Annotated in this window: 19 protein-coding genes; 16 read left to right on the top strand and 3 right to left on the bottom strand. The window is 71.6% G+C overall.

Translation table 11 applies throughout. From position 1 onward, the window contains the following. Nucleotides 1–10: 10 nt before the first annotated feature. From ACIG87_RS28370 to ACIG87_RS28355, 4 genes are all read left to right on the top strand, one after another. On the top strand, nucleotides 11–850 hold the full coding sequence (locus ACIG87_RS28370; protein WP_396854627.1) for an ABC transporter permease: 840 nt from the start codon (nucleotides 11–13) through the stop codon (nucleotides 848–850). A 106-nt stretch (nucleotides 851–956) separates the two neighbouring features. Further along, nucleotides 957–2159 (top strand): saccharopine dehydrogenase family protein, encoded by a 1203-nt coding sequence (locus ACIG87_RS28365; protein WP_396854625.1) that lies wholly within the window; start codon nucleotides 957–959, stop codon nucleotides 2157–2159. A gap of 580 nt (nucleotides 2160–2739) precedes the next feature. Continuing rightward, nucleotides 2740–3348: an endonuclease domain-containing protein gene (locus ACIG87_RS28360; RefSeq protein WP_396854623.1), complete on the top strand. Its 609-nt coding sequence runs from the start codon at nucleotides 2740–2742 to the stop codon at nucleotides 3346–3348. A gap of 194 nt (nucleotides 3349–3542) precedes the next feature. Then, entirely contained in the window at nucleotides 3543–4241 is a 699-nt protein-coding gene (locus tag ACIG87_RS28355) for a hypothetical protein (RefSeq protein ID WP_396854622.1), read from the top strand. 151 nt (nucleotides 4242–4392) lie between these two features. Here the strand turns inward: ACIG87_RS28355 and gabT are convergent, their stop codons facing one another. Both gabT and ACIG87_RS28345 read right to left on the bottom strand, forming a co-directional pair. Further along, the gene (gene gabT, locus ACIG87_RS28350; RefSeq protein ID WP_396854667.1) at nucleotides 4393–5700 is read right to left on the bottom strand and encodes a 4-aminobutyrate--2-oxoglutarate transaminase; all 1308 of its coding nucleotides are present in this window, start codon (nucleotides 5698–5700) and stop codon (nucleotides 4393–4395) included. Nucleotides 5701–5727: 27 nt separating this feature from the next. Continuing rightward, the gene (locus ACIG87_RS28345; RefSeq protein ID WP_396854620.1) at nucleotides 5728–7161 is read right to left on the bottom strand and encodes a gamma-aminobutyraldehyde dehydrogenase; all 1434 of its coding nucleotides are present in this window, start codon (nucleotides 7159–7161) and stop codon (nucleotides 5728–5730) included. A 142-nt stretch (nucleotides 7162–7303) separates the two neighbouring features. Between ACIG87_RS28345 and ACIG87_RS28340 the strand changes: the two genes are divergently transcribed. Continuing rightward, complete coding sequence (locus ACIG87_RS28340) at nucleotides 7304–8743, top strand: aldehyde dehydrogenase family protein (protein WP_396854618.1); 1440 nt, start codon at nucleotides 7304–7306, stop codon at nucleotides 8741–8743. Between the two features lie 40 nt (nucleotides 8744–8783). On the opposite strand, the gene ACIG87_RS28335 is transcribed toward ACIG87_RS28340, so the two are convergent. Beyond that, nucleotides 8784–10007: an SUKH-3 domain-containing protein gene (locus ACIG87_RS28335; protein ID WP_396854617.1), complete on the bottom strand. Its 1224-nt coding sequence runs from the start codon at nucleotides 10005–10007 to the stop codon at nucleotides 8784–8786. A 74-nt stretch (nucleotides 10008–10081) separates the two neighbouring features. On the opposite strand from ACIG87_RS28335, the gene ACIG87_RS28330 reads away from it, so the two are divergent. From ACIG87_RS28330 to ACIG87_RS28280, 11 genes are all read left to right on the top strand, one after another. Continuing rightward, a complete protein-coding gene (locus ACIG87_RS28330; RefSeq protein WP_396854615.1) occupies nucleotides 10082–10513 on the top strand; it encodes a YbaB/EbfC family nucleoid-associated protein in 432 nt (143 codons plus the stop codon). Next, complete coding sequence (locus ACIG87_RS28325; RefSeq protein WP_396854614.1) at nucleotides 10506–10850, top strand: hypothetical protein; 345 nt, start codon at nucleotides 10506–10508, stop codon at nucleotides 10848–10850. The genes ACIG87_RS28330 and ACIG87_RS28325 overlap by 8 nt, the downstream gene beginning before the upstream one ends. A 16-nt stretch (nucleotides 10851–10866) precedes the next feature. Next, on the top strand, nucleotides 10867–15216 hold the full coding sequence (locus tag ACIG87_RS28320; protein ID WP_396854613.1) for a toxin glutamine deamidase domain-containing protein: 4350 nt from the start codon (nucleotides 10867–10869) through the stop codon (nucleotides 15214–15216). 1 nt (nucleotide 15217) lies between these two features. Next, nucleotides 15218–15658, top strand: coding sequence for a hypothetical protein (locus ACIG87_RS28315; RefSeq protein WP_396854611.1), 441 nt, complete (start codon nucleotides 15218–15220; stop codon nucleotides 15656–15658). 72 nt (nucleotides 15659–15730) lie between these two features. Further along, a complete protein-coding gene (locus ACIG87_RS28310; RefSeq protein ID WP_396854609.1) occupies nucleotides 15731–15919 on the top strand; it encodes a hypothetical protein in 189 nt (62 codons plus the stop codon). Then, entirely contained in the window at nucleotides 15906–16697 is a 792-nt protein-coding gene (gene nfi, locus ACIG87_RS28305) for a deoxyribonuclease V (protein ID WP_396854607.1), read from the top strand. Before ACIG87_RS28310 ends, nfi begins: the two co-directional genes overlap by 14 nt. A gap of 98 nt (nucleotides 16698–16795) precedes the next feature. Beyond that, nucleotides 16796–17989 (top strand): hypothetical protein, encoded by a 1194-nt coding sequence (locus ACIG87_RS28300; RefSeq protein ID WP_396854605.1) that lies wholly within the window; start codon nucleotides 16796–16798, stop codon nucleotides 17987–17989. 69 nt (nucleotides 17990–18058) lie between these two features. Further along, complete coding sequence (locus ACIG87_RS28295; RefSeq protein ID WP_396854603.1) at nucleotides 18059–19441, top strand: phosphomannomutase/phosphoglucomutase; 1383 nt, start codon at nucleotides 18059–18061, stop codon at nucleotides 19439–19441. A 63-nt stretch (nucleotides 19442–19504) separates the two neighbouring features. Continuing rightward, nucleotides 19505–19690 (top strand): Trm112 family protein, encoded by a 186-nt coding sequence (locus tag ACIG87_RS28290; RefSeq protein WP_088642951.1) that lies wholly within the window; start codon nucleotides 19505–19507, stop codon nucleotides 19688–19690. Next, nucleotides 19687–20883, top strand: a complete 1197-nt coding sequence (locus ACIG87_RS28285; RefSeq protein ID WP_396854600.1) for an SIS domain-containing protein — start codon at nucleotides 19687–19689, stop codon at nucleotides 20881–20883. The genes ACIG87_RS28290 and ACIG87_RS28285 overlap by 4 nt, the downstream gene beginning before the upstream one ends. Before the next feature lie 156 nt (nucleotides 20884–21039). Beyond that, nucleotides 21040–22047, top strand: a complete 1008-nt coding sequence (locus ACIG87_RS28280) for a cation diffusion facilitator family transporter (RefSeq protein WP_396854665.1) — start codon at nucleotides 21040–21042, stop codon at nucleotides 22045–22047. Nucleotide 22048 lies beyond the last annotated feature (1 nt).

Genomic DNA, 22048 nt, shown 5'->3' with positions numbered 1-22048 from the left:
CGGCCGGTCCGTGAGGGTGTCCCGGTGGTTGGCCGACCGGTGGGTGATGATCGTCGCCCTGCTGGTGCTCGGCTACCTGTTCCTGCCGATCGCCGTGGTCGCCGGCCTCTCCTTCAACCGGCCGTCCAGCCGGCTGTCGTACGACTTCAACGAGTTCACCCTGGACAACTGGCGGCAACCCTGCGCCACCTCCGAGATGTGCGACGCGGTGGTCCGCAGCGTGCAGATCGGGTTCATCGCCACCGTCGGCGCCACCCTGATCGGCACCCTGATGGCGTTCGCCCTGGTCCGGCACCGGTTCCGGGGGCGCAGCGGGATCAACCTGTTGATCTTCCTGCCGATGGCGACCCCGGAGCTGGTGCTGGGCACCTCGCTGCTTGCCCTTTTCGTCTCCGCCGGTGTGCCGCAGGGCTTCTGGACCATCGTCATCGCGCACGTGATGTTCTGCGTGTCGTTCGTGGTGGTCACGGTCAAGGCCCGGCTCGCCGGGATGGACCGGCGGCTGGAGGAGGCCGCGATGGACCTCTACGCCAGTGAGTGGCAGACCTTCCGGCTGATCACCCTGCCGCTGGTGCTTCCCGGCATCGTCGCCGCCGCGCTGCTCGCCTTCTCGCTCAGCTTCGACGACTTCATCGTCACGAACTTCAACGCCGGCACCACCGTCACCTTCCCCATGTACGTCTGGGGTGCCGCCCAGCGGGGCATCCCACCGCAGGTCAACGTCATCGGCACGGCGATGTTCGGGATCGCGCTGCTGCTCGTCGGGCTCAGCTCGCTACGTGGCCGACGGTCCCGACGCGCCGCACTCCCGCCCGCCCCGCCCGGCCGGCGGGCGACAGGCCCGTCATGACCCTCCGGCCTACCGGCCGGGCGCTGGCCCGCGCCGACCTGCACGAGGGCCGGCGCAACCCTTGGCTCCGTACGCTCGATCGTCTTGGTTTGGGGTTCGATTCCTGATGCGTATCCTGCTCGTCGGCGCCGGCGGGGTCGGCTCCGCCGCCGTCGCCATCGCCGCCCGCCGCTCCTTCTTCGACACCGTCGTCGTCGCCGACCATGACCTCACCCGGGCCGAGCGGGCCGTCGCCGGGCACGGCGACCGGTTCGTCGCCGCGCGGGTCGACGCCGCCACACCGGACGCGGTCGCTGCGCTCTGCCGGGAACACCGGATCACCCACGTGCTCAATGCGGTCGACCCGCGCTACGTCATGCCGATCTTCGACGGGGCGTTCGCCGCCGGGGCCGACTACCTGGACATGGCGATGTCGCTGTCCCATCCGCACCCGGCCCGGCCCCACACACAGACCGGGGTGAAGCTCGGCGACGCGCAGTTCGCCGCCGCCTCCGCCTGGGCCGACGCCGGCCGGCTGGCGCTGTGCGGCATCGGCGTCGAGCCGGGCCTGTCCGACGTGTTCGCCCGGTACGCCGCCGACGAACTCTTCGCCGAGATCGACGAGATCGGCATCCGCGACGGCGCGAACCTCACCGTCGACGGGTACGACTTCGCCCCGTCGTTCTCCATCTGGACCACCATCGAGGAGTGCCTGAACCCGCCGGTGATCTGGGAGAAGGACCGGGGCTGGTACACCACCGAGCCGTTCAGCGAACCGGAGATCTTCGACTTCCCGGCCGGCATCGGCCCGGTCGAGTGCGTCAACGTCGAGCACGAGGAGGTGCTGCTGATCCCGCGCTGGGTGAAGGCCAGCCGGGTCACCTTCAAGTACGGCCTCGGAAACGAGTTCATCGAGGTGCTGAAGGCGCTGCACAAGGTCGGCCTCGACTCGACCACCCCCGTGTCGGTGCGTGGCGTACAGGTCTCGCCCCGCGACGTGGTCGCCGCCAGCCTGCCCGACCCGGCCACCCTCGGCGACCGGATGCGCGGCAAGACCTGCGCCGGCACGTACGTCACCGGCACCGGGGTCGACGGCCGGCCCCGCCGGGTCTACCTCTACCACGTGGTCGACAACGAGTGGTCCATGCGGGAGTACGGCCACCAGGCGGTGGTCTGGCAGACCGCGATCAACCCGGTGGTGGCGCTGGAACTGCTGGCCACCGGCGAGTGGTCCGGCACCGGCGTGCTCGGCCCGGAGGCCCTGCCCCCACGCCCGTTCCTAGCCCTGCTCACCGCCTACGGCTCACCCTGGCACCTAGACGAACGCTGACCCGCCCACCCCCTGCAGGCCCCGCCCCACTCGCACCCCTCCCAACCCCCAAAGCCCCCCCGCCCCGCGTTGCGGGCCTGCCCCCGCCCCGCGTTGCGGGCCTGCCCCCGCCCCGTCGATCTTGGAGTTGTGGTGCCTCCAAAAGTAGCTAGATGCCGCATTTCACCCGCCACAACTCCATGATCGACGCGGAGGGGGTGGGGATGAGGTGGGGATGGTGGGGGTGGGGTGGAGTGGGGTAGCACGGTGGGGGGTGGGGTGGGGGGTTGTGCACAGGGGTGGGGGGTTGTCCACAGGGGGTGGATCGGGGAGGGGGTGATGGGCAGGGTTGGTGGGTGTGAGCGGGGAGCTTCTTCGGTACTCGGAGTTGGTGTCGGGCGGGTGGAGCCGGGAGGTGATCAGGCGGGAGGTCGGTGGTGGTGGGCTTCGGCGGTGGTGCCGAGGTGTCTACGGGCCGGCGGGGGAGGAGGACGTTCGGTGGCGAGCACTTTTCCGTCGGCTGCCGGAGGGTGCTGTCGTCGGCTTCCATTCCGGTGCGGGGCTGCACGGGTTCGGTGCCCTGCGCTGCGAGGACCTTCATGTGATCGTGCCGGCTGGCGGGCGGGTGCCGCAGATCCGTGGTGTGGTGGCGCACCAGTCGGTGCTTGCCGTACCCGATCCTGTTCTGGTGGCCGGGCTGCCGTGCGCTCCCGCCGAGCGGTGCGCGGTGGATCTGGCCCGGACGCTCCCCCGGATGGACGCACTACCGTTCCTCGATCTGTGCCTGCGCACCGGCGTCTGCCGGCCTGAGGAGCTATGTGCCGAGCTGGCGCGGCACGCACGGCTGCGCGGCGTGGGCCAGGCGCGGCAGTTGGTGCGGCTCGCCGACCCGAGGGCGGAGTGCCGGCAGGAGAGTCAACTACGGCTCGTCCTGATCGACGGTGGACTGCCCGCGCCTGAGCCACAACTCTGGGTTCCGGACGAGGCCGGATTCCTGCGGTACCGCCTGGACCTCGGCTATCGGCGCCTACGGATCGGCATCGAGTACGACGGCCTTTCCCACCTCGACCGTGACCGTCTCCGCCACGACCGCACCCGAATGAACTGGTTGTCCGCCCAAGGCTGGCGCATGCGCCACTACACAGCCCTCGACCTCTACCACCACCCCTCCCGCATAACCACCCAAATCGCAGCCCTCCTCCACGCCTGACCTGTCGATCATGGAGTTGTGGTGCCCAGCATTGGGCATCAATAGGGCTAATCCCCCACCACAACTCCATGATCCATAGTGGGGGTGGGGGCGGCGGGACGGGGGGGTTTGGGGGGTGGGGTGAACCGGGTGGGGGTGGGGGCCGTATCTGCGGGGGCAGGGTGATGAGGAAGACGGGGTCATGGAGGGGAGACGTGGTGAAGGTGCAGCGCAAGCACGTGCTGGCGGCGGGGGTGGCGGTGGTCGCCACGGCCGTGGTCGCGGTGGGGACCGGGTTCGGATTCGCCGACACCACGCCCACCCGGCCGAGCCTCTGCTCCGGGTCGGTCACCTTCTCGGCCGAGGGCGGGGGGCCCGCCGCGACGAGTGACCGGTTCCCGGTGGGGACACGGTTGCGGGTGACGAATCTGGACAACGGGAAGGTGGCGACGGTGACGGTGACCGGGCCGTCGGGCAGTTGTGTGCTGCTCAACGCCGCCGCGATGGACCTGGTCCGGGAGCCCGGCAAGAACGTGATCCGACGCAACGTGGTGGAGCGCTTCGACGGTGCCGCCCCGGCGGCACCCGCCCCCGGCGAGACCCGGCCCGGCGCCGCCCAGCCGCCCGCCGCCCAGCCACCGATTCGGCCATCGGTCAGCGCGGCTGCCCGGCCCAGCGCGTGCAGTGGGTCGATCACCTTCTCGGCCGAGGGTGGGGAACCCGCCGCGACGAGTGACCGGTTCCCGGTGGGGACACGGTTGCGGGTGACGAATCTGGACAACGGGAAGGTGGCGACGGTGACGGTGACCGGGCCGTCGGGCAGTTGTGTGCTGCTCAACGCCGCCGCGATGGACCTGGTCCGGGAGCCCGGCAAGAACCTGGTCCGGCGCAACGTGGTCGAGCTGCTGCGCTGACCGTCCCGCACGCGGGCGGGGTGGCGATGCGGCCGGCGACCGACGAGCCGGACGAGCGCGCCGACCCCCGCCCGGGGCGCGACACGGGACAGCGTTGTGGGGTCGGGTGCCCGGTGGTGTGCCACCGGCCCCTGCTGGGTGGTGGGCCAGGTCAGCCGAAGGCCGCGTCCAGGATGTCCATTCCACGGGTCAACTCGTCGTCGGAGATCACCAGCGGCGGCAGGAACCGCAACACGTTGCCGTACGTGCCGCAGGTGAGGGTGAGCAGACCGGCCGCGTGGCAGGCCGCCGAGACGGCTGCGGCGGCGGCCGGGTCCGGGACCAGGGTGCCCGGCCGGACCAGCTCCACGGCGAGCATCGCGCCCCGGCCGCGTACCTCGGCGATCCGGGGGTCGCGGGCGGCGATGGCGCGCAGCCGGTCGCCCAGCACCGACCCGATCCGCCGGGCGGCGGCGGCCAGGTCCAGCTCCCGCATGGTCTCGATGCTCGCCAGGGCCGCCGCGCAGGCGATCGGGTTGCCGCCGTAGGTGCCGCCGAGGCCGCCGACGTGCACCGCGTCCATCAGCTCCGCCCGGCCGGTCACCGCCGCCAGCGGCAGCCCACCCGCGATGCCCTTCGCCAGGGTCACCAGGTCCGGCACGACCCCCTCGTGGTCGCAGGCGAACCAGTCGCCGGTACGGCAGAAGCCGGTCTGGATCTCGTCGGCGACGAGGACCACCCCGGCCGCCGTCGCCCACTGTCGCAGCGCCGGTAGAAAACCCGCCGCCGGTACGACGAAACCGCCCTCGCCCTGGATCGGCTCGATCAGCAGCGCGGCCACGTTCTCCGCCCCGACCTGCTTCTCCACCGTGTCGATCGCCCGTGCCGCCGCCTCCGCCCCGGACAAACCGCCGTCGCGCAGCGGGTACGACATCGGCACCCGGTGGACCTCACCGGCGAACGGCCCGAACCGGTGCTTGTACGGCATGTTCTTCGCGGTCAACGCCATGGTCAGGTTGGTCCGACCGTGGTAGGCGTGGTCGAAGGCCACCACCGCCTGCCGTCCGGTGGCGTGCCGGGCGACCTTCACGGCGTTCTCGACCGCCTCGGCACCCGAGTTGAACAGCGCCGAACGCTTCTCGAACGTGCCCGGGGTCAGCGCGTTGAGCTGCTCGCACACCGCCACGTACGACTCGTACGGCGCGACCATGAAGCAGGTGTGGGTGAACCGTTCGACCTGGGCCCGTACCGCCTCGACCACGCGCGGGGCGGAGTTGCCGACGCTGGTGACCGCGATGCCGGCGGCGAAGTCGATCCACTCCCGCCCGTCGACGTCGGTGATGGTGCCGCCGCTCGCGGTGTCCACGTAGGAGCTGATGACGCTGCCGACACCCCTGGCCACCGCCGCGCCCCGCCGCTTGTGCAGCTCCTCCGAACCCGGCACGGCGTCACCCTCCGTTCGCGGCTGCGGGGCTCGCAGACCCGGCTCACTCCTCGCGCTCACCGGTCAGCCCTCGATGTGGTGCATGACGTGCTTGATCCGGGTGTAGTCCTCCAGGCTGTAGACCGACAGGTCCTTGCCGTGCCCGGAGTGCTTGAAGCCACCGTGCGGCATCTCCGACACGAACGGGATGTGGGTGTTCACCCATACACAGCCGAAGTCGAGGCGGCGGGTCATCCGCATCGCCCGGCTGTGGTCCTTCGTCCAGACCGAGGCGGACAGGCCGTAGTCGACGCCGTTGGCCCAGCGCACCGCCTCGTCCTCGTCGGTGAACCGCTGCACGGTAATGACCGGGCCGAACACCTCCTGCTGGATGATCTCGTCGGCCTGGCGTACCCCGGAGACCACGGTGGGGGAGTAGAAGTAGCCGCGCTCGCCCACCCGGGCCCCGCCGGTGTGCAGGCTGGCGTGGTCGGGCAGCCGGTCGACGAAGCCGCTGACCCGGGCGAGCTGGTTGGCGTTGTTCAACGGGCCGTAGAGCACGTCGGCGTCGTCCGGGGCGCCGGTCCTGGTGTTGCGGGCCTGCTCGGCGAGGGCCGCCACGAAGTCGTCGTGGACCCCGGGGCCGACCAGCACCCGGGTCGCGGCGGTGCAGTCCTGGCCGGCGTTGAAGTAGCCACCCACCGCGATCGCCTCGGCCGCCGCCGCCACGTCCGCGTCGTCGAAGACCACCACCGGGGCCTTGCCACCCAGCTCCAGGTGGGTCCGCTTGAGGTCCGGCGCGGCGGCGGAGGCGACCTCCATGCCCGCCCGGGTCGAGCCGGTGATCGACACCAGCTGCGGGGTCGGGTGCGCCACCAGGGTACGACCGGTGTCCCGGTCGCCACAGACCACGTTGAACACCCCCGGCGGGAAGAACTCGGCGGCGATCTCGGCCAGCAGCAGCGTCGACACCGGCGTGGTGTCCGACGGCTTCAACACCACGGTGTTGCCGGCCGCCAGCGCCGGGGCGATCTTCCAGACCGCCATCATCAGCGGGTAGTTCCACGGGGTGACCTGTGCGCAGACGCCGATCGGCTCGCGCCGCACGTACGAGGTGTGCCCGGCCAGGTACTCCCCGGCCGAGCGGCCCTCCAGCAGCCGGGCCGCCCCGGCGAAGAAGCGGAACTGGTCCACCGCCGGCGGCAGCTCCTCCTCGGCGGTGAGCTGACGGGGCTTGCCGGTGTTGCGTACCTCCGCGTCGACCAGCTCGGCGGCCCGGGACTCCACCGCGTCGGCGAGCTTCAGCATCGCCTTCTGCCGCTCGCCCGGAGTGGTGTCCCGCCAGGTCTCGAAGGCGGTGGCGGCGGCCCGCATCGCCGCGTCCACGTCCGCCGCCCCGGATACGGGTGCCTGGGCGAAGACGTCACCCGTGCAGGGGTCGATCAGGTCGGCGTAACCGCCGTCCACCGGGTCGACGTATGCGCCATCGACGAAGTTGCGCAGCTGCTGGTCGCTCATGGTGAGGTCTCTCCAGGGGTGGCCGGGAGTCAGGTCAGCGGAGGTAATCGCAATCTGACTGCCATCTTGGCCACTGAATTCGCGGCAGACAAGGGCTTGAGCGACTGTTTCCGTGCGACCTTGGGTCGTCTACGCTGCCGATGTGGAGCCGAGAGCCTTCTGGGTCGCCGGTCGTGCCGTCCACGGCGACGACGAGCTGACCGTCACCCACCCGTACGACGGACGGGCGGTGGGGCGTACCACCTGGGCCACGCCCGACCAGGTCGAGGCCGCGGTCGCGGCGGCGGCCCGGGTGGCGGCGGAGGCCGCGGCTCTGCCCGCGCACGTGCGGGCGGCGGCCCTGGACCACGTCTCGCGACAGCTCGCCGAGCGGGCGGCCGAGGTGGCCGACCTGATCACCGCCGAGAACGGCAAACCGATCAGGTGGGCGCGGGCCGAGGTGGGGCGGGCCGTGTCGACGTTCCGCTGGGCGGCCGAGGAGGCCCGACGGTTCTCCGGCGAGTTGCAGCGCCTCGACACCGACCCGGCCGCGACCGGACGGATCGCCCTGGTCCGGCGGGCGCCCCGTGGCCCGGTGCTGGGCATCGCCCCGTTCAACTTCCCGCTGAACCTGGTGGCGCACAAGGTCGCCCCGGCCCTCGCGGTGGGTGTGCCGATCATCGTGAAGCCCGCCCCGGCGACACCGCTGTCCGCGCTGCTGCTCGGCGAGATCCTGGCCGGCACGGAACTGCCGGCCGGAATGTTCTCGGTGCTGCCGCTGCCCAACGACCGCGCCGCCGAACTGGTCACCGAACCCCGACTGCCGGTCGTCTCGTTCACCGGTTCCGGGCCGGTCGGCGCGGCGATCCGCCGCCAGGTGCCGGAGAAGCACGTCACCCTGGAGTTGGGCGGCAACGCGGCGGCGGTGATCTGCGAGGACTGGGCGGCCGACGAGGACCTGACCTTCGCCGCGCAGCGGATCGCCACCTTCGCCAACTACCAGGCCGGGCAGTCCTGCATCGCCGTGCAGCGAGTCCTCGTGCACGAACGGCACTACGACGACTTTCTGCCCCGGTTGGTGGCCGCCGTCGCGGAACTGCGCACCGGCGACCCGGCCGCGGAGTCGACCGACGTGGGGCCGCTGGTCTCCGTCGAGGCCGCCCAGCGGGTCGAGGCGTGGGTGGACGAGGCCGTCGCCGCCGGGGCTACCGTGGAGGTCGGCGGCCGACGCGACGGCACCAGCTACCCGCCCACCGTACTGACCGGAGTGCCGTCGTCGGCGAAGGTCTGCGCCGAGGAGGTCTTCGGGCCGGTGCTGGTGGTCGCGAAGGCTGCCAGCGACGCCGCCGCCTTCGCCGCCGTCAACGACTCGGCGTACGGCTTGCAGGCCGGGGTGTTCACCCACCGCCTCGACGTGGCGTTCACCGCCGCGCGGGTGTTGGAGGTGGGCGGGGTGATCGTGGGCGACGTGCCGTCGTACCGGGCCGACCAGATGCCGTACGGGGGTGTCAAGGGCAGCGGGGTAGGCCGGGAAGGGGTGCGGTCGGCGATGGAGGACTACACCGAGCCGCGGGTGCTGGTGCTGACCGGGGTGCAGCTGTAGCTCGGTACCGACCGGGGCGATGACGGGGAGGTGCCCGGCTTTACCAGGTGCCGTCGTCACGGACCCGGGACGGGGCGAGGCCGAGGAGCAGGGTGGTCAGCGCGGCGTCGATGTCGTCGCCGAGAAACCACTCACCGGCCTGGTCCAGCGCGAAGACCCGGCCGTGCTCGTCGACGGCCAGGATGCCGTCCGGGTGCTCCGCGCCGATCGGGAAGAGCCGCACGCCGAGCACGGCACCGAAGTCCGCCAGGGTGTCGACGGTGTACGCGGCGTGCACGGGATCGATGGAGAACCGGGATATCCACACCTGCCGCCCCGGACCCCGCCGACTGCTCTCCAACGAGGGGAAGCGAGCCAACGCGTCCAGGGCCGCAGGGAGCTCAGGGTGTCCGAGGTTCAGCTCGCGGGCTTCCAGGATGGCCATTCTCGCCAGGTCTTCGTCGCCCCGGGTTGGCTGCCAGCCCCCATCAACCAGCGCGTGAGCGACCTCGGTGACGAAGCGGTCCACTTCGGGGGCCACCGCTGGATCGGGCCGCCACTCCTGGGTCAACGCCAGCTCCGACCACCCGATGACGCCGAAGTGCACCAGGAAGTTGACGCAGGAGTCACACGGGCGTTCGGCTGGGCCAGCGTTCGGATCGCCGGGTTCGCGGACCAGGAACACGTCCAGCCCGGTCGCGAAGAGCAGCGACTCCGCCTCGCGCATGGTCAGCGGGGGCTGGCCGGCGGCGGCGCGGCGGTGGTCGTACTCGTGGAGGACGTCGGAGACCACGATCAGTTCGGCGTGCCGGTCTCCACCGCGCACCAGGTGCCCCGGGGACAACTCGTCGAGGTAGGCCCGGACCAGCGGGTGGTGCCGCAGCTCCACGTCGCCCTTGACGCCGTGGCCGATGTGGGTACGGCCCTCGAGGGTCAGGTGCGCGGTGGTGGCGGGCGTCGACAGGCGGCGGATCTCGCGCAGCAGCAGGCTGGCCGGGTCGACGGTCCGAGGTGCGGGGACACCGGTCGGCCGGCTACGGCGGTACATCTGCTGCACCGTGGCCGCCGGCACGCGGGGCCAGGTGGTGACCTCGCCGGTCTCCTTGTCGATGACGGTGGTCGGCAGGTCGCCGGGGTTCGTGTCGACCGCGCGGTCGACGGTCGACCGGATCACGTAGCCGAGGTCGAATTCGTCGAGCGTGGCCCGGCACTCGTAGCCGAGGCGCTGCGAGTCACGCCGGGCCCACACGTCGGCGAGCTGCTCGGCCTGTTGGCGATCGATCACGGCCCGAAACTACCGGACCCCACGGAATCGTGGCGCCCGGTATGGTTCGCCTGACTGACGGTGACCGGGGAGGGGTGGCCTTGACCGAGAAGGTGGACCGGGACACGAACCAGGCGCTCCGGGCGCGGTTCGACGAGGTGTACGGCCAGTACCGGCGGTTGCGGTCCGGCATGGACGACCTCCGGTCCGAGCTGGCCGAGCTGCGGATCACCGAGCGTTCGGACGACGGCCAGGTCACCGCGACCGTGGGCGCACGGGGTGAGCTGATCTCGGTGGAACTGACCGGTGCCGTCTATCACGACCGCGATCACCAGGCGTTGAGCCGGAAGATCACCACGACCGTGCACCGGGCCACCGCCGCCGCAGCGACGGCCACCCAGGAGTTGGTCGCCGCGCACCTGCCGGCCGGGTCGGGGTCGGTGGAGTTCCTGCGTACGGGGGATTTCGGCGCGCTGCTCGGGCGGGCCGACGCGTTGCTCCGGCGGGAGGGGGAGCGGCATGACTGAGGGGCAGCTCTGGCTCGATCCGGGCCGGGCCCGGCGGGGCGGCAGCGATCTGCACCTGGCCGGCGAGTCGATGTCGGCCCGACGCGCCGCCCTCGGCGGCGAGATCGCGGCAGCCAGCGACGCCCGCCCGTGGGGCCGGGACGACATCGGCGCGGCCTTCGAGAAGAGCTACCGGTCATACGAGGAGACGTTGCTGCGTGCCTGGGCCGGCCTCGGCCGGTCGTTGGAAGGGCTCGGCACCGACGTGGTCACCTCGGTCGACGCCAACGTGCAGACCGACGCGGTGAGCGGCCGACGCCTCGACGGGGTGACCGCCCCCCGCGACCGCCGACGCTGAACTGCGGGGAAGAGTCGTGAGCGTGCTGCCGAGCCCGATCCCGCACCCCCTCGACTACAGCCCGTGGGATCTGCCGGGCTGGGCCTACGAGGCGCTCGACTGGGTGGTCGGCGTGGAATGGCCGGAGGGGAACGAACGCGCCGTCTGGGACCTCGCCGACCAGTGGTATGCCGTGGCGGGTGCCCTGGCCGGCCCGCGCGACGACGCGGTCGTCGCCGCCACCGAGGTACGCAGCGGATACGGCGGGGTCGGGGCGGTGCCCGAGGCGTTCGAGGCTGCCTGGCGGAGGTTGGCCGAGGGCGACGAGGCCCCGTTGCCGGTGCTGCTCGCGGTCAGCACCGATCTGGGCCGGCTGGTCGAGGAGTGCGGCTGCGACATCGAGGCCGCCAAGCTCGAGGTGTGGATCGAACTCGGCATCCTGGTCGTGGAGCTGCTGGCGCTCGCCGTCGCCGCCGCGCTCACCGCCGGGGCCGCCTCGCCCGCAGCCGGTGCGGCGGTCACCGCCAGCCGGCTGGTGGTCCAGCAGATCTTCCGTCGGCTGATGGCCCAACTGGCCAAGAAGGCGCTGCGGCAGGGCCTCAAGGAAGCGGGCGAGCGGGCCGCCAAGGAGGTGGCCAGGGACGGGATGCGCGGGCTCGGCAAGCGGGCGCTCAAGGGGGGCGTGTTCGAGGCGGGTGAGGAGGCCGGCGTCAGTCTGGCGACGCAGGCGTACCAGAACTCCACCGGAAGGCGGCACGGCCTTGACCTCGCCGATCTCGGTGCGTCGGCGCTCGGTGGGCTGGCCGGCGGCGCGGTCGCGCCGCTGGCGGGCCTCGGGCGGCATGCCACCGGGCGTGGGGCCCGGATCGGTGAGCACTTCGGCCGCGAGATGACCGGTGAGGTGCTCGCGGAGGGCGCGGCGGGCCTGGCCACCGGCCAGGGAGCGATGTCGCTGGAGGATGCGACCCGGGCCGCCGTCTCCGGGGTCAGCGGCTCGGCGACCGGCCAGGCGGATGCCGCGCTGCACGCCCGACTCGACGGTCGGCTGCACTCGCTGGCCGAGGCTTTCCAGGTGTCCGCCGACTTCCCGATCCCACCACCGCCGGTTCAGGTAGAAGGTCACGAGCGGACGTTGTCCGCGGGCGTTCCCGAGCAGCGCGACGCCGCGCCGGCCGCCCCGACCGTCGTAGCCGGTGGGGTGCGAGACGTTGTGGTCGAGACGCCCCAGCTGCGCGACGCGCTGGCGGCGACTGACGACAGCCGGACAACTGCTGGCGTCAGCCCGTTCGACGGGCAGGCGGGCCCGAACTCGGCAACGCCTCCCGCAGGGCACGAATCTGCTGTCCGTCCGCTGGTAGCCGCTGCTGCGGCGCCGATTGCAGAGTCGGTAGCGTCGAGTCCCACGCTGTTGTCGGTCACCGCCGACCAGGCGGCCTCCCCGCTCTCGGTAGCCCGACCCGCCGAGGCCGCGACGACGACGGCCGCTGCAGTCGCCGCACCTCGTGGCGTCGAAACTGCTCAGGGCAACCCGACTGGAAACCTGACGGCATCCGTCGTACCGCCGGTGGGAGCCGCTGCGGTGTCGACGCCGGCATCCGATTTCCACCCGGGACGGACGATCTCGACCGCCACCTCACCCGGACCAGCAGCCGGTGTCTCGCTCGGGTCGACACCGACGGCGAATTCAATGGCTCACGGCGCTCCACCAGTTACGGGGTCCGATGTCCCGCCGGCTGCCCGCGAGGCGGGGACGCCCGCCGTCGACAATGGCGGGGCTGACCGAGAGGGTGGCAGGCGGCTTCCACTTCTGGATGCGCTGGCACCCAGGCCGACAAACCCGTCGGCCACGCAGCCGGTCGCCCCGGTGCCGCCCGAGAGCGACGAGCCACCTCGCCCGAGGACACCCCAGTGGTACGCCGCCAGGTGGGCGGCTGAACGGGAAGCGCTCGAACGGCGCCGTTATCAGGGCTACTTCGAGTCGCAGCGACACTGGTTCGAAGACCGGCGGCGCACGGACGCAGCGACCCGCAGAAAGAAGGCGGCCCGCAGGCACGAGACAGTCGCGCAACGTGCTGCCCGTCGAGGCTTCGAACTCAGGCGCGAGGGCCGATCGGCGCTGGCCAACTGGTTCCAAGGGATTGCCAACCAGGCACAGCGTGACGCGAACGGCCAACGGGATCTCGCTGTGGACATCCTTGCCGGCAGGGTGGTCCCACAGGCGGTCTTCGTAGAGGATGCGGCTGACTTCTCCCGAATCAACGACGATGTGGCCGAGTTGGCGGTCGGTGGGGTCGAGACGGGGGACCGGTCGGCGCTGACCGGCGACGACGACCCGCCGCCCATCGACCGTTCTCGTCGGTACGGGCAGTTCGGCGGGCTACGGCCTCCGCTCGCCCTGCACCAGACGGACCTCGAACGGGCGATGCCTCGCCATCCGGACGGCAGTGTCGTGCGTACCGCCGATCCCCGGCAGGGTGGGTGGTTCGCGCTGGCCAACGACGGTGGGCCGCAGGCCGACCCGACCCGGGGCATCAACTGCCTGGACTGCACCCTGTCCCTGTACGAGACGTGGTTGCACGGCCGGCCCAGGGTGTCCGCGCCCCGTACCTTCGACGGCTACCTGCAGGGCGACATCCGGCGTCCGGTCAACGGCGAGTCCGGTGGACCCGGCCGGGTCGAGGAGGTCACCGGCGGACGCTTCCAGAAGCTGTTCGCGCTCGACGAGGGTGCCACGCCGGGGCCGGCAGCCTTGCGCCAGTCCGTCGAACGGGGCTACCGCAACCTGCATGACCAGCTCATCCTCGGCGGTCACGGCAGCTACGCCTTCCTGATCACCGAGTGGGAGGACGGCGGCTCGCACGCCTGGGTGGCGCTCAACCAGAACGGTACGGTGCTCTACCTCGACCCGCAGGGAGGAGCGGTTCAGGACCGCCCGCTCTATGCCCACGTCGGTCGCAGACACCCCGACAACGTCGTCGGCGTCGACGCGTTGGTGCTCGACAGGGACGGCCGCCCGATGCCGCTGGGCGGGCTGGCGCGGGGACGGTTCAGCGTCCATCCTGACCTGCCCGACCACCCTCCGGTGCCCGACGAGGAGCAGGGGTACGGCGACCCGTACATCAACCGGATGCACCTGCTCGATGGGCCTGGATCTGCCGAGCACCCGGGACCGCCACCCGGGACCAGCGATCAACCGCCGGAACCCGCTGCACCCCGTCCCGATGAGGAAGCGCAGCGGGCGGCCGATCAGCCGCCGCCGGGACGCTCTGCCAATCGGGTGCAGGAGTTGCTGTCCAGTGGCGCGGACCTCGACGGCGTCCTCAACGCTGGTCTGAGCCCTGCGGAGATTTCCGCACACGCAGACGCCCCGACGATCCAACGACTCGTCCCGCACCTGGACGAGTCCGGCGCGGCAGACGTGGCGAGGCTGCTCGGTGATCCGAGGGTCGTGCGGATGCTCGACGAGACCTGGCGAAACCCGCCCGACGGACAGCGGATGCTCGCCGAGACGCTCGTCCGGCAGTTGGCGCAGCGACCAGACCTCGCCCGCATGATCCTGGCAACGCCCGAACTGGCCAACTCGCTGACAGCACGCCCGTTGACCCTGCACCACCTCGCCGCTAACCCGCAAGCTTTGGAGGTCCTGGGTGCGGTGGCCGAGGACCTCGCCACCCGGCAAGTCGCGCCTCTGGTCGAGGACGGGCCAATGCCTATCCCCACCAGACTGACTGAAGCTCAGACGGCGCTTTCTCTTCGGATGTCGGCCTCTCGTCAGCCTGCCTATCAGGCGGGATTTGATCTGTCTCGACGGCACGACGAGGAATATCGAAACGGATACGTGTCACGTTTACTTGCTCACGCTGAGGAGGCGCAGCAGGAGCTCAACATTCTAGCCTCGGACCTAGCGGAAGGCCGTGGTCGAGCTGGCTGGCGGAGAGCGCCGAAGGGTCACCAGCGAGTCTTGGACAAGCTCGTCGAGTACGAGAACGACGCCTCAAAGCTCAAGGATCTCGCTGCCGCAAAGGTTGAGTTTCAGCATCTCGATGACGTATATGAAGCCCTGAAGGAGTTGTCGAGCAGGTTCGGAATCGTCGTGGTCAACATCAAGGATCGGTTCATGCGTCCACAGTTCAGCGGCTACCGCGACATTCTGTTGAGCTTGCGGATGTCCAACGGCCACATCGCCGAGTTGCGCTTTCATCTCGCCGCAGTGGATGGTGTGGCTGAGTGGGAGCATTCACTCTACGAGGTCAGACGTGATCTTGAGGCGATAGCGGAGGCTGACGGGCGTCCGTTGACTCCGCGGGAGAGGATGATCCGCGACGGTCTTCTGGTACGCGCGCAGCAGGCATTCTGGGCAGCGACGAGCGCTGGAAGGGAAGGCTGACATGGTGGGACAGGCGCATGGCCTGAGGCTTCCGATGTTCGTCAGCTACTACGAGTCTCCGGTCAAAATCGTGGAAACCCCTGAGGGGGGAGCCGCCGCGTGGCGACTGGCTACCGATGGTGGGAGTTGGTTGCCGGCGAACAGCCTTATCGACACGATTCTGTTCGGCCGTGACGACAACATCGACGTGCTGTCGCGTGACGAGTTCATCCAACTGACCGAGCAGGAGCGTGCCCGTCATCTAGAGGGTTCTGGTCCAGTTCACGCGTTGTACGAGACAGTCGCCGCAATCACCGACATGCAAGCACGTGAGGGCCGGTACCCCACTTCGCGGGAGATCGCCTTGGTGCAGGGAATCCGTCGTAAGACCTTTGTCATGTTCGAGGAACAGCTGCAGCGCGCCGGTGTCCCCGGTGCCGACCCCCACCTCGCGGAGGGGTGAGGCCCTGGCAGAGCAGAGAGTGGGCTGTGCGGGCGAAATGGGCTGTTTGCGGTGCCCGGATAGGGTGCAGCGATGACCGATCCCGCTGCCAGGAAGCGTCGGACCACCGCCTGGGTGGCGGGTCTGCTCCTCGGCATCGTCGTCGGGTGGATCATGTTTCAGGACGCCATCGGCGTGGCGTTCGGGATCTCCATCGGTACGGCCTTCGCCATCGCCTTCGGTGCCTTCGACAAGAAGAAGGACGAGGATGGGCGGAGCTGAGCCGGGCGTGCGACCGGAACCTGGGTGTGGCACCGGGCCACAGGAGTTGACGGTCGCCGAGGCGGTGGCCGTACAGGATCGGTTGCGACCGCGCGCGGACCTGGTCGGGCCGGGGCCCCGTCGGCCTGCGACGGTGGCCGGCCTCGATGTGGCGTACGCGGAGGGCGGTGACCTGCTCGCTGCGGCGGTGACCGTGCTCGATGCCGCGAACCTGGAGGTGGTCGACCGGGCGGTAAGCGTCGGCCGGCCCGCCTTCGGGTACGTGCCGGGGCTGTTCGCCTTCCGGGAACTGCCGGCGTTGCTGGCTGCCCTGGATCGGCTCACCACCCGTCCCGAGCTGCTGGTCTGTGACGGGCACGGGCTGGCCCACCCGCGCCGCTTCGGGTTGGCCTGCCACCTGGGGGTGGTGACCGGGCTCCCGGCGATCGGGGTGGGCAAGACCCCGCTGGTCGGCGAGTGGACCGGGCCAGGTCCGCGCCGGGGGGACGGTGCCCCGCTGGTCGACGGCGGTGAGGTGGTCGGGCGGGTGCTGCGTACCCGGGACGGGGTGAAGCCGGTCTTCGTCAGCGTCGGGCATCGGATGAGTCTGGACAACGCGGTCGACCAGGTGCTCGCGTTGACTCCGCGCTACCGACTGCCGGAGACCACCCGTACCGCCGACCGGCTCTGCCGCGACACCCTCGCCACCGCCACCGCCACCGATCAGGCCGGCGCCGGCCGAGCGGGCGAGCACCGCCGGCCCGGCCATCCGGCATCGCACCGGCGGCATGGTGGGTAATGCGGCACACATGCGGGGCGCTCTGCCGCCGGGAGGGCCGCTGACCTGGTAGTAACCTGACCGGCGGCCCCCGCCGGGGCCGGAGGGTGAGGTGGGAGATGTCCGTGCGTCGGCAGGTGACGCGGGCGCTGATCGTCGGCGCGCTGCTCGGTGGCCTGGTGGCGGTCGGCGCGTTCCCCGCGTATGCGGACTCGGACCGGGTGAAGGTCCGTGCCTCGGCTGGCTTCGCCGCCGGCGGCTCCCCGGGCGCGGTCTCCATCGAGGTGCGCAGACGCACCGACGGGTGCGTGCTGCTGCGGACCGGGCTGGGGCTGAGCCTGACCGGGGTTACCGCAGATCAGGTGCGGGTAGAGGTGAACGTCGGGGCGCGCTGGTCCGCCGTGCCCGTCTCCGGTGACGGTGGCGTGGTGCGGGTCTCCCGTACCTCGCCGGCAGATCCGACGTTGTGCAAGGGAAAGAGCATCACCGTCCGTTACCGGGTGGCGTTCCTCGCCGGAGCGCCGGCGGGTCGGCTGGACGTGGTCGGTGAGGCGACGACCGCGGTCGGCCGGCTGATCGGCCGGGGCGCCGACACGTCCAGGGTCGGCGGGCAGGCTGCCAGCACCCCGACCCCGAGTCCGACCCCGACCAGGAAGCCCACGTCCACCCCCGCCGCGACCACCGTTGCGCCCGCGACGGAGTTGGCGGCGACGCAGGCCGCGCTCGCCGTCCCGTCCGCCGGCCGGGCCGCCACCGCCGCACAGACCTGCGGAGGATCCATGATCATGTACGCCGGCATCGCCCTGGTGGTCCTGGGCGCCGGGCTCATCGTCCTGCTGATCTTCCGGTCCCGTGCCGACCGGTCCCGTGCCGCCGACCCGGGTGACTTCCCGGCCCTGCCGCAGCCCCGCAACCCGAGCCCGACCATCTACCGCTCCGGGGGCGCGGTGCCGAGCACGCCGCCGACGCCCTCCGGCCAGGTGTACGGGGGGCAGCAGCAGCCCACCCCGGCCCGCCCCGGTGGCCTGTACGGGGCGCCCGGCACCTACCCAGCCGTAGCACCCACCCCGCGTCCGGCCGGCGGCGTGTACGGCGCCCGCCCGGCCTCGCCCCCGCCGGCCTCGCCCCCGCCGGTCTCGGCTCCGCCTGCCCAGGGTCGGCCGGTCTCGGGCCCACCCGCTCAGGGTCGGCCGGTCTCGGCCCCGCCTGCCCAGGGTCGGCCGGTCTCGGCCCCACCCGCTCAGGGTCGGCCGGCCTCGACGCCCTCCACCGGCGGTGACGGGACGACGATCATGCCCCAGCTCCCCGGCTAGGACGGGGCGGACGCCGCCGCTCCGATACGCTCAGGGTCGTTGACGACCCCTGCCGAGGAGCTGACACCGGTGTCTGACCTGTCCCAGATCGTGAAGGCGTACGACGTCCGTGGGACGGTGCCCGACCAGTGGGACGAGCGGGCTGCCGAGGCCCTCGGGGCCGCCTTCACCCAGGTGCTCAACGCCGCCGACGAGCCCGGCGACGCCGTGCTGATCGCGCACGACATGCGGGACACCGGCCCGGGGCTGGCTGCCGCCTTCGCCGCAGGCGTCCGGGCCGAGGGGCGGGCCGTGATCGAGTTGGGGCTGGCCTCCACCGACATGCTCTACTACGCCTCCGGCGCGCTGGGCCTGCCCGGGGCGATGTTCACCGCCAGCCACAACCCGGCGCAGTACAACGGCATCAAGATGTGCCGCTCCGGGGCCCGTCCGATCGGCCAGGACAGCGGGCTGGCCGACATCCGGGTCCGGGCCCAGGCGCTGCTGGACGGCGGCACCCGGCCCACCGCCACCCCGACGGCCCCGGTCGACCGGCGCGACCTGCTTCCCGACTACGCGGCCCACCTGCGCAAGCTGGTCGACCTGTCGACCATCCGTCCGCTGAAGGTGGTGGTGGACGCGGGTAACGGCATGGGCGGCTACACGGTGCCGAGTGTGCTCGGCGACTCGGCGCTGCCGGCCCTGCCGCTGGAGATCGTTCCGCTCTACTTCGAGCTGGACGGCACCTTCCCCCACCACGAGGCCAACCCGCTCGACCCGAAGAACCTGGTCGACCTCCAGCGCGCGGTGGTGGCGCACTCCGCCGACCTCGGCCTGGCCTTCGACGGTGACGCCGACCGCTGCTTCGTGATCGACGAACGGGGCGAGCCGGTCTCCCCGTCGGCGATCACCGCCCTGGTCGCCGCCCGCGAGCTGGCCAAGCATCCGGGCTCCACGGTGATCCACAATCTGATCACCTCCCGGGCGGTGCCGGAGATCATCCGGGAGCACGGTGGTGAGCCGGTGGTGGCCCGGGTCGGTCACTCCTTCATCAAGGCCGAGATGGCCCGTACCAACGCGATCTTCGGTGGCGAGCACTCCGCGCACTACTACTTCCGGGACTTCTGGTTCGCCGACACCGGCATGCTCGCCGCCATGCACACCCTGGCCGCGCTGGGCGAGCAGTCCCAGCCGCTGTCGCTGTTGGCCAGCGTCTACGAACGGTACGTCGCCTCCGGTGAGATCAACTCCACGGTGACCGACCAGGCCGCCCGGGTCGCCGAGGTGCGCGCCGCGTACCCGGAGGCGGAGGTCGACGAGCTGGACGGGCTCACCCTGCGCTTCCCCGACGGCGCCTGGTTCAACCTGCGCGCGTCCAACACCGAGCCGTTGCTGCGACTCAACGTGGAGGGCCCGACCGAGGAGCGGATGACCTCGCTGCGCGACGAGGTGCTGGAGCGGGTTCGCCGATAAGATCCCCTGCGCCGGTCGGCACCGCCGACCGGCACAGACCACACACGTGGAAGGAGCCGCGCCGTGGCCCTGGACCCGCAGTTGCTCGAGATCCTCGCCTGCCCGGACACACACCACGCACCGCTGGACTACGACGCTCAGGCCCAGACCCTCACCTGCACGCAGTGCGGTCGCATCTTCGAGGTGCGCGACGACGTGCCGGTGCTGCTGCTGGACGAGGCGCGTGGCGGGCCGGAGGCGCAGCGGTGATGGACGGAACGGCCGGCGTCAGCGGCCGACGGGTGGCTGACGAATCGATCCTGGACAACCCGGACGCGGTGGCCACCCATGACCCGGGTGGGATGCTGCGCTTCACCGCCTCCGCCGGGGCCCAGGTGCGGGAGTCCGCCGCGCTGGCCGCCGAGGCCAACCTGGCGCTGCTGGAGGACGAGGGCCGCCCCCGGGCGGTCGTCATCGCCGGCATCGGCACCGCCGGGCGTACCGGGGACGTGCTCGCCACGGTCGCCGGGCCGCGCTGCCCGGTGCCGGTGATCCCGCACCGCAGCGCCGGGGTGCCCGGCTGGGTCGGTGCGGCCGACGTGGTGATCGCGGTCAGCGCCTCCGGTCGTAGCCCGGAGGCGTTGGGTGCCGCCGAGGCGGCGCACCGCCGGGGCGCCCGACTGGTCGCGGTCGGCGCACCCGACTCGCAGTTGCAGTCGGTGGCCGAGCGGGCCCGCGCGCCGTTCATCCCGGTGCCCCGTCGCGCCCCGGCCCGCGCCAGCCTCTGGGCGCTCACCGTGCCGGTCCTGCTCGCCGCCCGTACGCTCGGCCTGGTGAAGGTCAACGAGGCGGATCTGGCCGAGACGGCGGCCCGGCTGGACGCCGACGCCGACCGGTGTCGGTCGACCGCCGAGTCCTTCGTCAACCCGGCGAAGTCGCTGGCCCTCGGGCTGGCCGGGTCGATTCCGATCGTCTGGGGCTCGTCCCCGTTGGCCACCGTGGCGGCCCGCCGTTTCGGTGACACGCTGTCGGCCAACGCCCGCTACCCGGTGGTCACCGGTGCGCTGGGTGAGGCCGGCCGGGGCCGGGTCGGCCTACTCGACGGCGTCTTCGGCGGCCTGGTGGAGTCGACGCGGGACATCTTCGCCGACCCGGACGAGGTCGAACCCGACCCGACCCGGCTGCGGCTGGTGCTGCTGCGCGACGGTGGCCTCAACGCCGACGAGGACACCGACGAGCCGCTCGCCGTCGAGGAGCGCCGCGCCGACGCGGTGCAGACCCTCGCCGAACGGCGCGGCGTGCGCTGCGACGTGGTCACCGCCGAGGGCGGTTCCGCGCTGGAACGACTCGCCTCACTCGTCGCGGTGCCCGACTTCGCGTCGATCTATCTGGCCCTGGCCCACGGGCTGGACCCGATGGCCGTCCCGGCCGTCACCGAAATGAAGGAGCTGTCGAACCAGTGAACGAACGCAGGGACCGCGCCATGGGGCTCAGTAGCGCGGCGTGTCGCGTCGCCGCGTCGCGGAGCGGGGCGGCGGCGTGAGCGAGCGCAGCGAGCGAGCCATGGGGCTCAGTAGCGCGGCGTGTCACGTCGCCGCGTCGCGGAGCGGGGCGGCGACGTGAGCGCGAACGGCGGAACGAAGGCGATCATCGCCGCCCTGCTGGCGAACGTCGGCATCGCGATCACCAAGTTCATCGCGTTCCTGCTGACGAGTTCGTCGTCGATGCTGGCGGAGTCGATCCACTCGGTGGCCGACTCGGGCAACCAGGCGTTGCTGCTGCTCGGCGGCAAGCGGGCCAAGCGGGCGGCCACCCCGCAGCACCCCTTCGGGTACGGCCGGGAGCGCTACATCTACGCGTTCATCGTGTCGATCGTGCTGTTCAGCCTCGGTGGCCTCTTCGCGCTCTACGAGGCGTGGCACAAGGCGGCCGACCCGCACCCGATCACCGCGTGGCAGTGGGTGCCGGTGGCGGTGCTGCTGTCCGCCATCGTGATGGAGGGCTTCTCCTTCCGTACGGCGATCAAGGAGTCCAACCACACCCGGGGCAGCCAGTCCTGGGTGAACTTCATCCGTCGGGCGAAGGCGCCGGAGTTGCCGGTGGTGCTGCTGGAGGACCTCGGCGCGCTTGTCGGTCTGGTGCTGGCGCTGTTCGGCGTGGGGATGACGCTGATCACCGGCAACGGCATGTGGGACGCGGCCGGCACCGCGATGATCGGCGTACTGCTGGTGATCATCGCGATCGTGCTGGCGATCGAGACGAAGAGCCTCCTGCTCGGTGAGGGCGCCGACCCGGGCGACCTGGCGACCATCGAGCGGGCCGTCACCGGCGGCCCGGAGGTCGAGCGGATCATCCACATGAAGACGCTCTACCTCGGCCCGGAGGAGCTGATGGTGGCCGCGAAGATCGGCGTCCCGGCGTGTGAGAGCGCCGAGGAACTGGCCAGGGGGATCAACGCGGTCGAGGCGCGGATTCGCGCGGCCGTGCCGATCGCCCGGGTCATCTACCTGGAGCCGGACATCTACAGCGTCGCCGCCGAGCGGGCCGGCACCGGCACGGCCGCGCCGACCGCCGCGCAAGCGTCGCCGAGCGAGTCAGGTGAGGTGGCCGGGCGGGCCGGAGGCTGAG

Origin of the sequence: Micromonospora sp. NPDC051925, from assembly GCF_044548625.1 — a bacterium.
Lineage (GTDB): Bacteria > Actinomycetota > Actinomycetes > Mycobacteriales > Micromonosporaceae > Micromonospora.
Note: the sequence above shows the minus strand (reverse complement) of the source record. Positions and strands in the feature narration are given on the sequence as shown.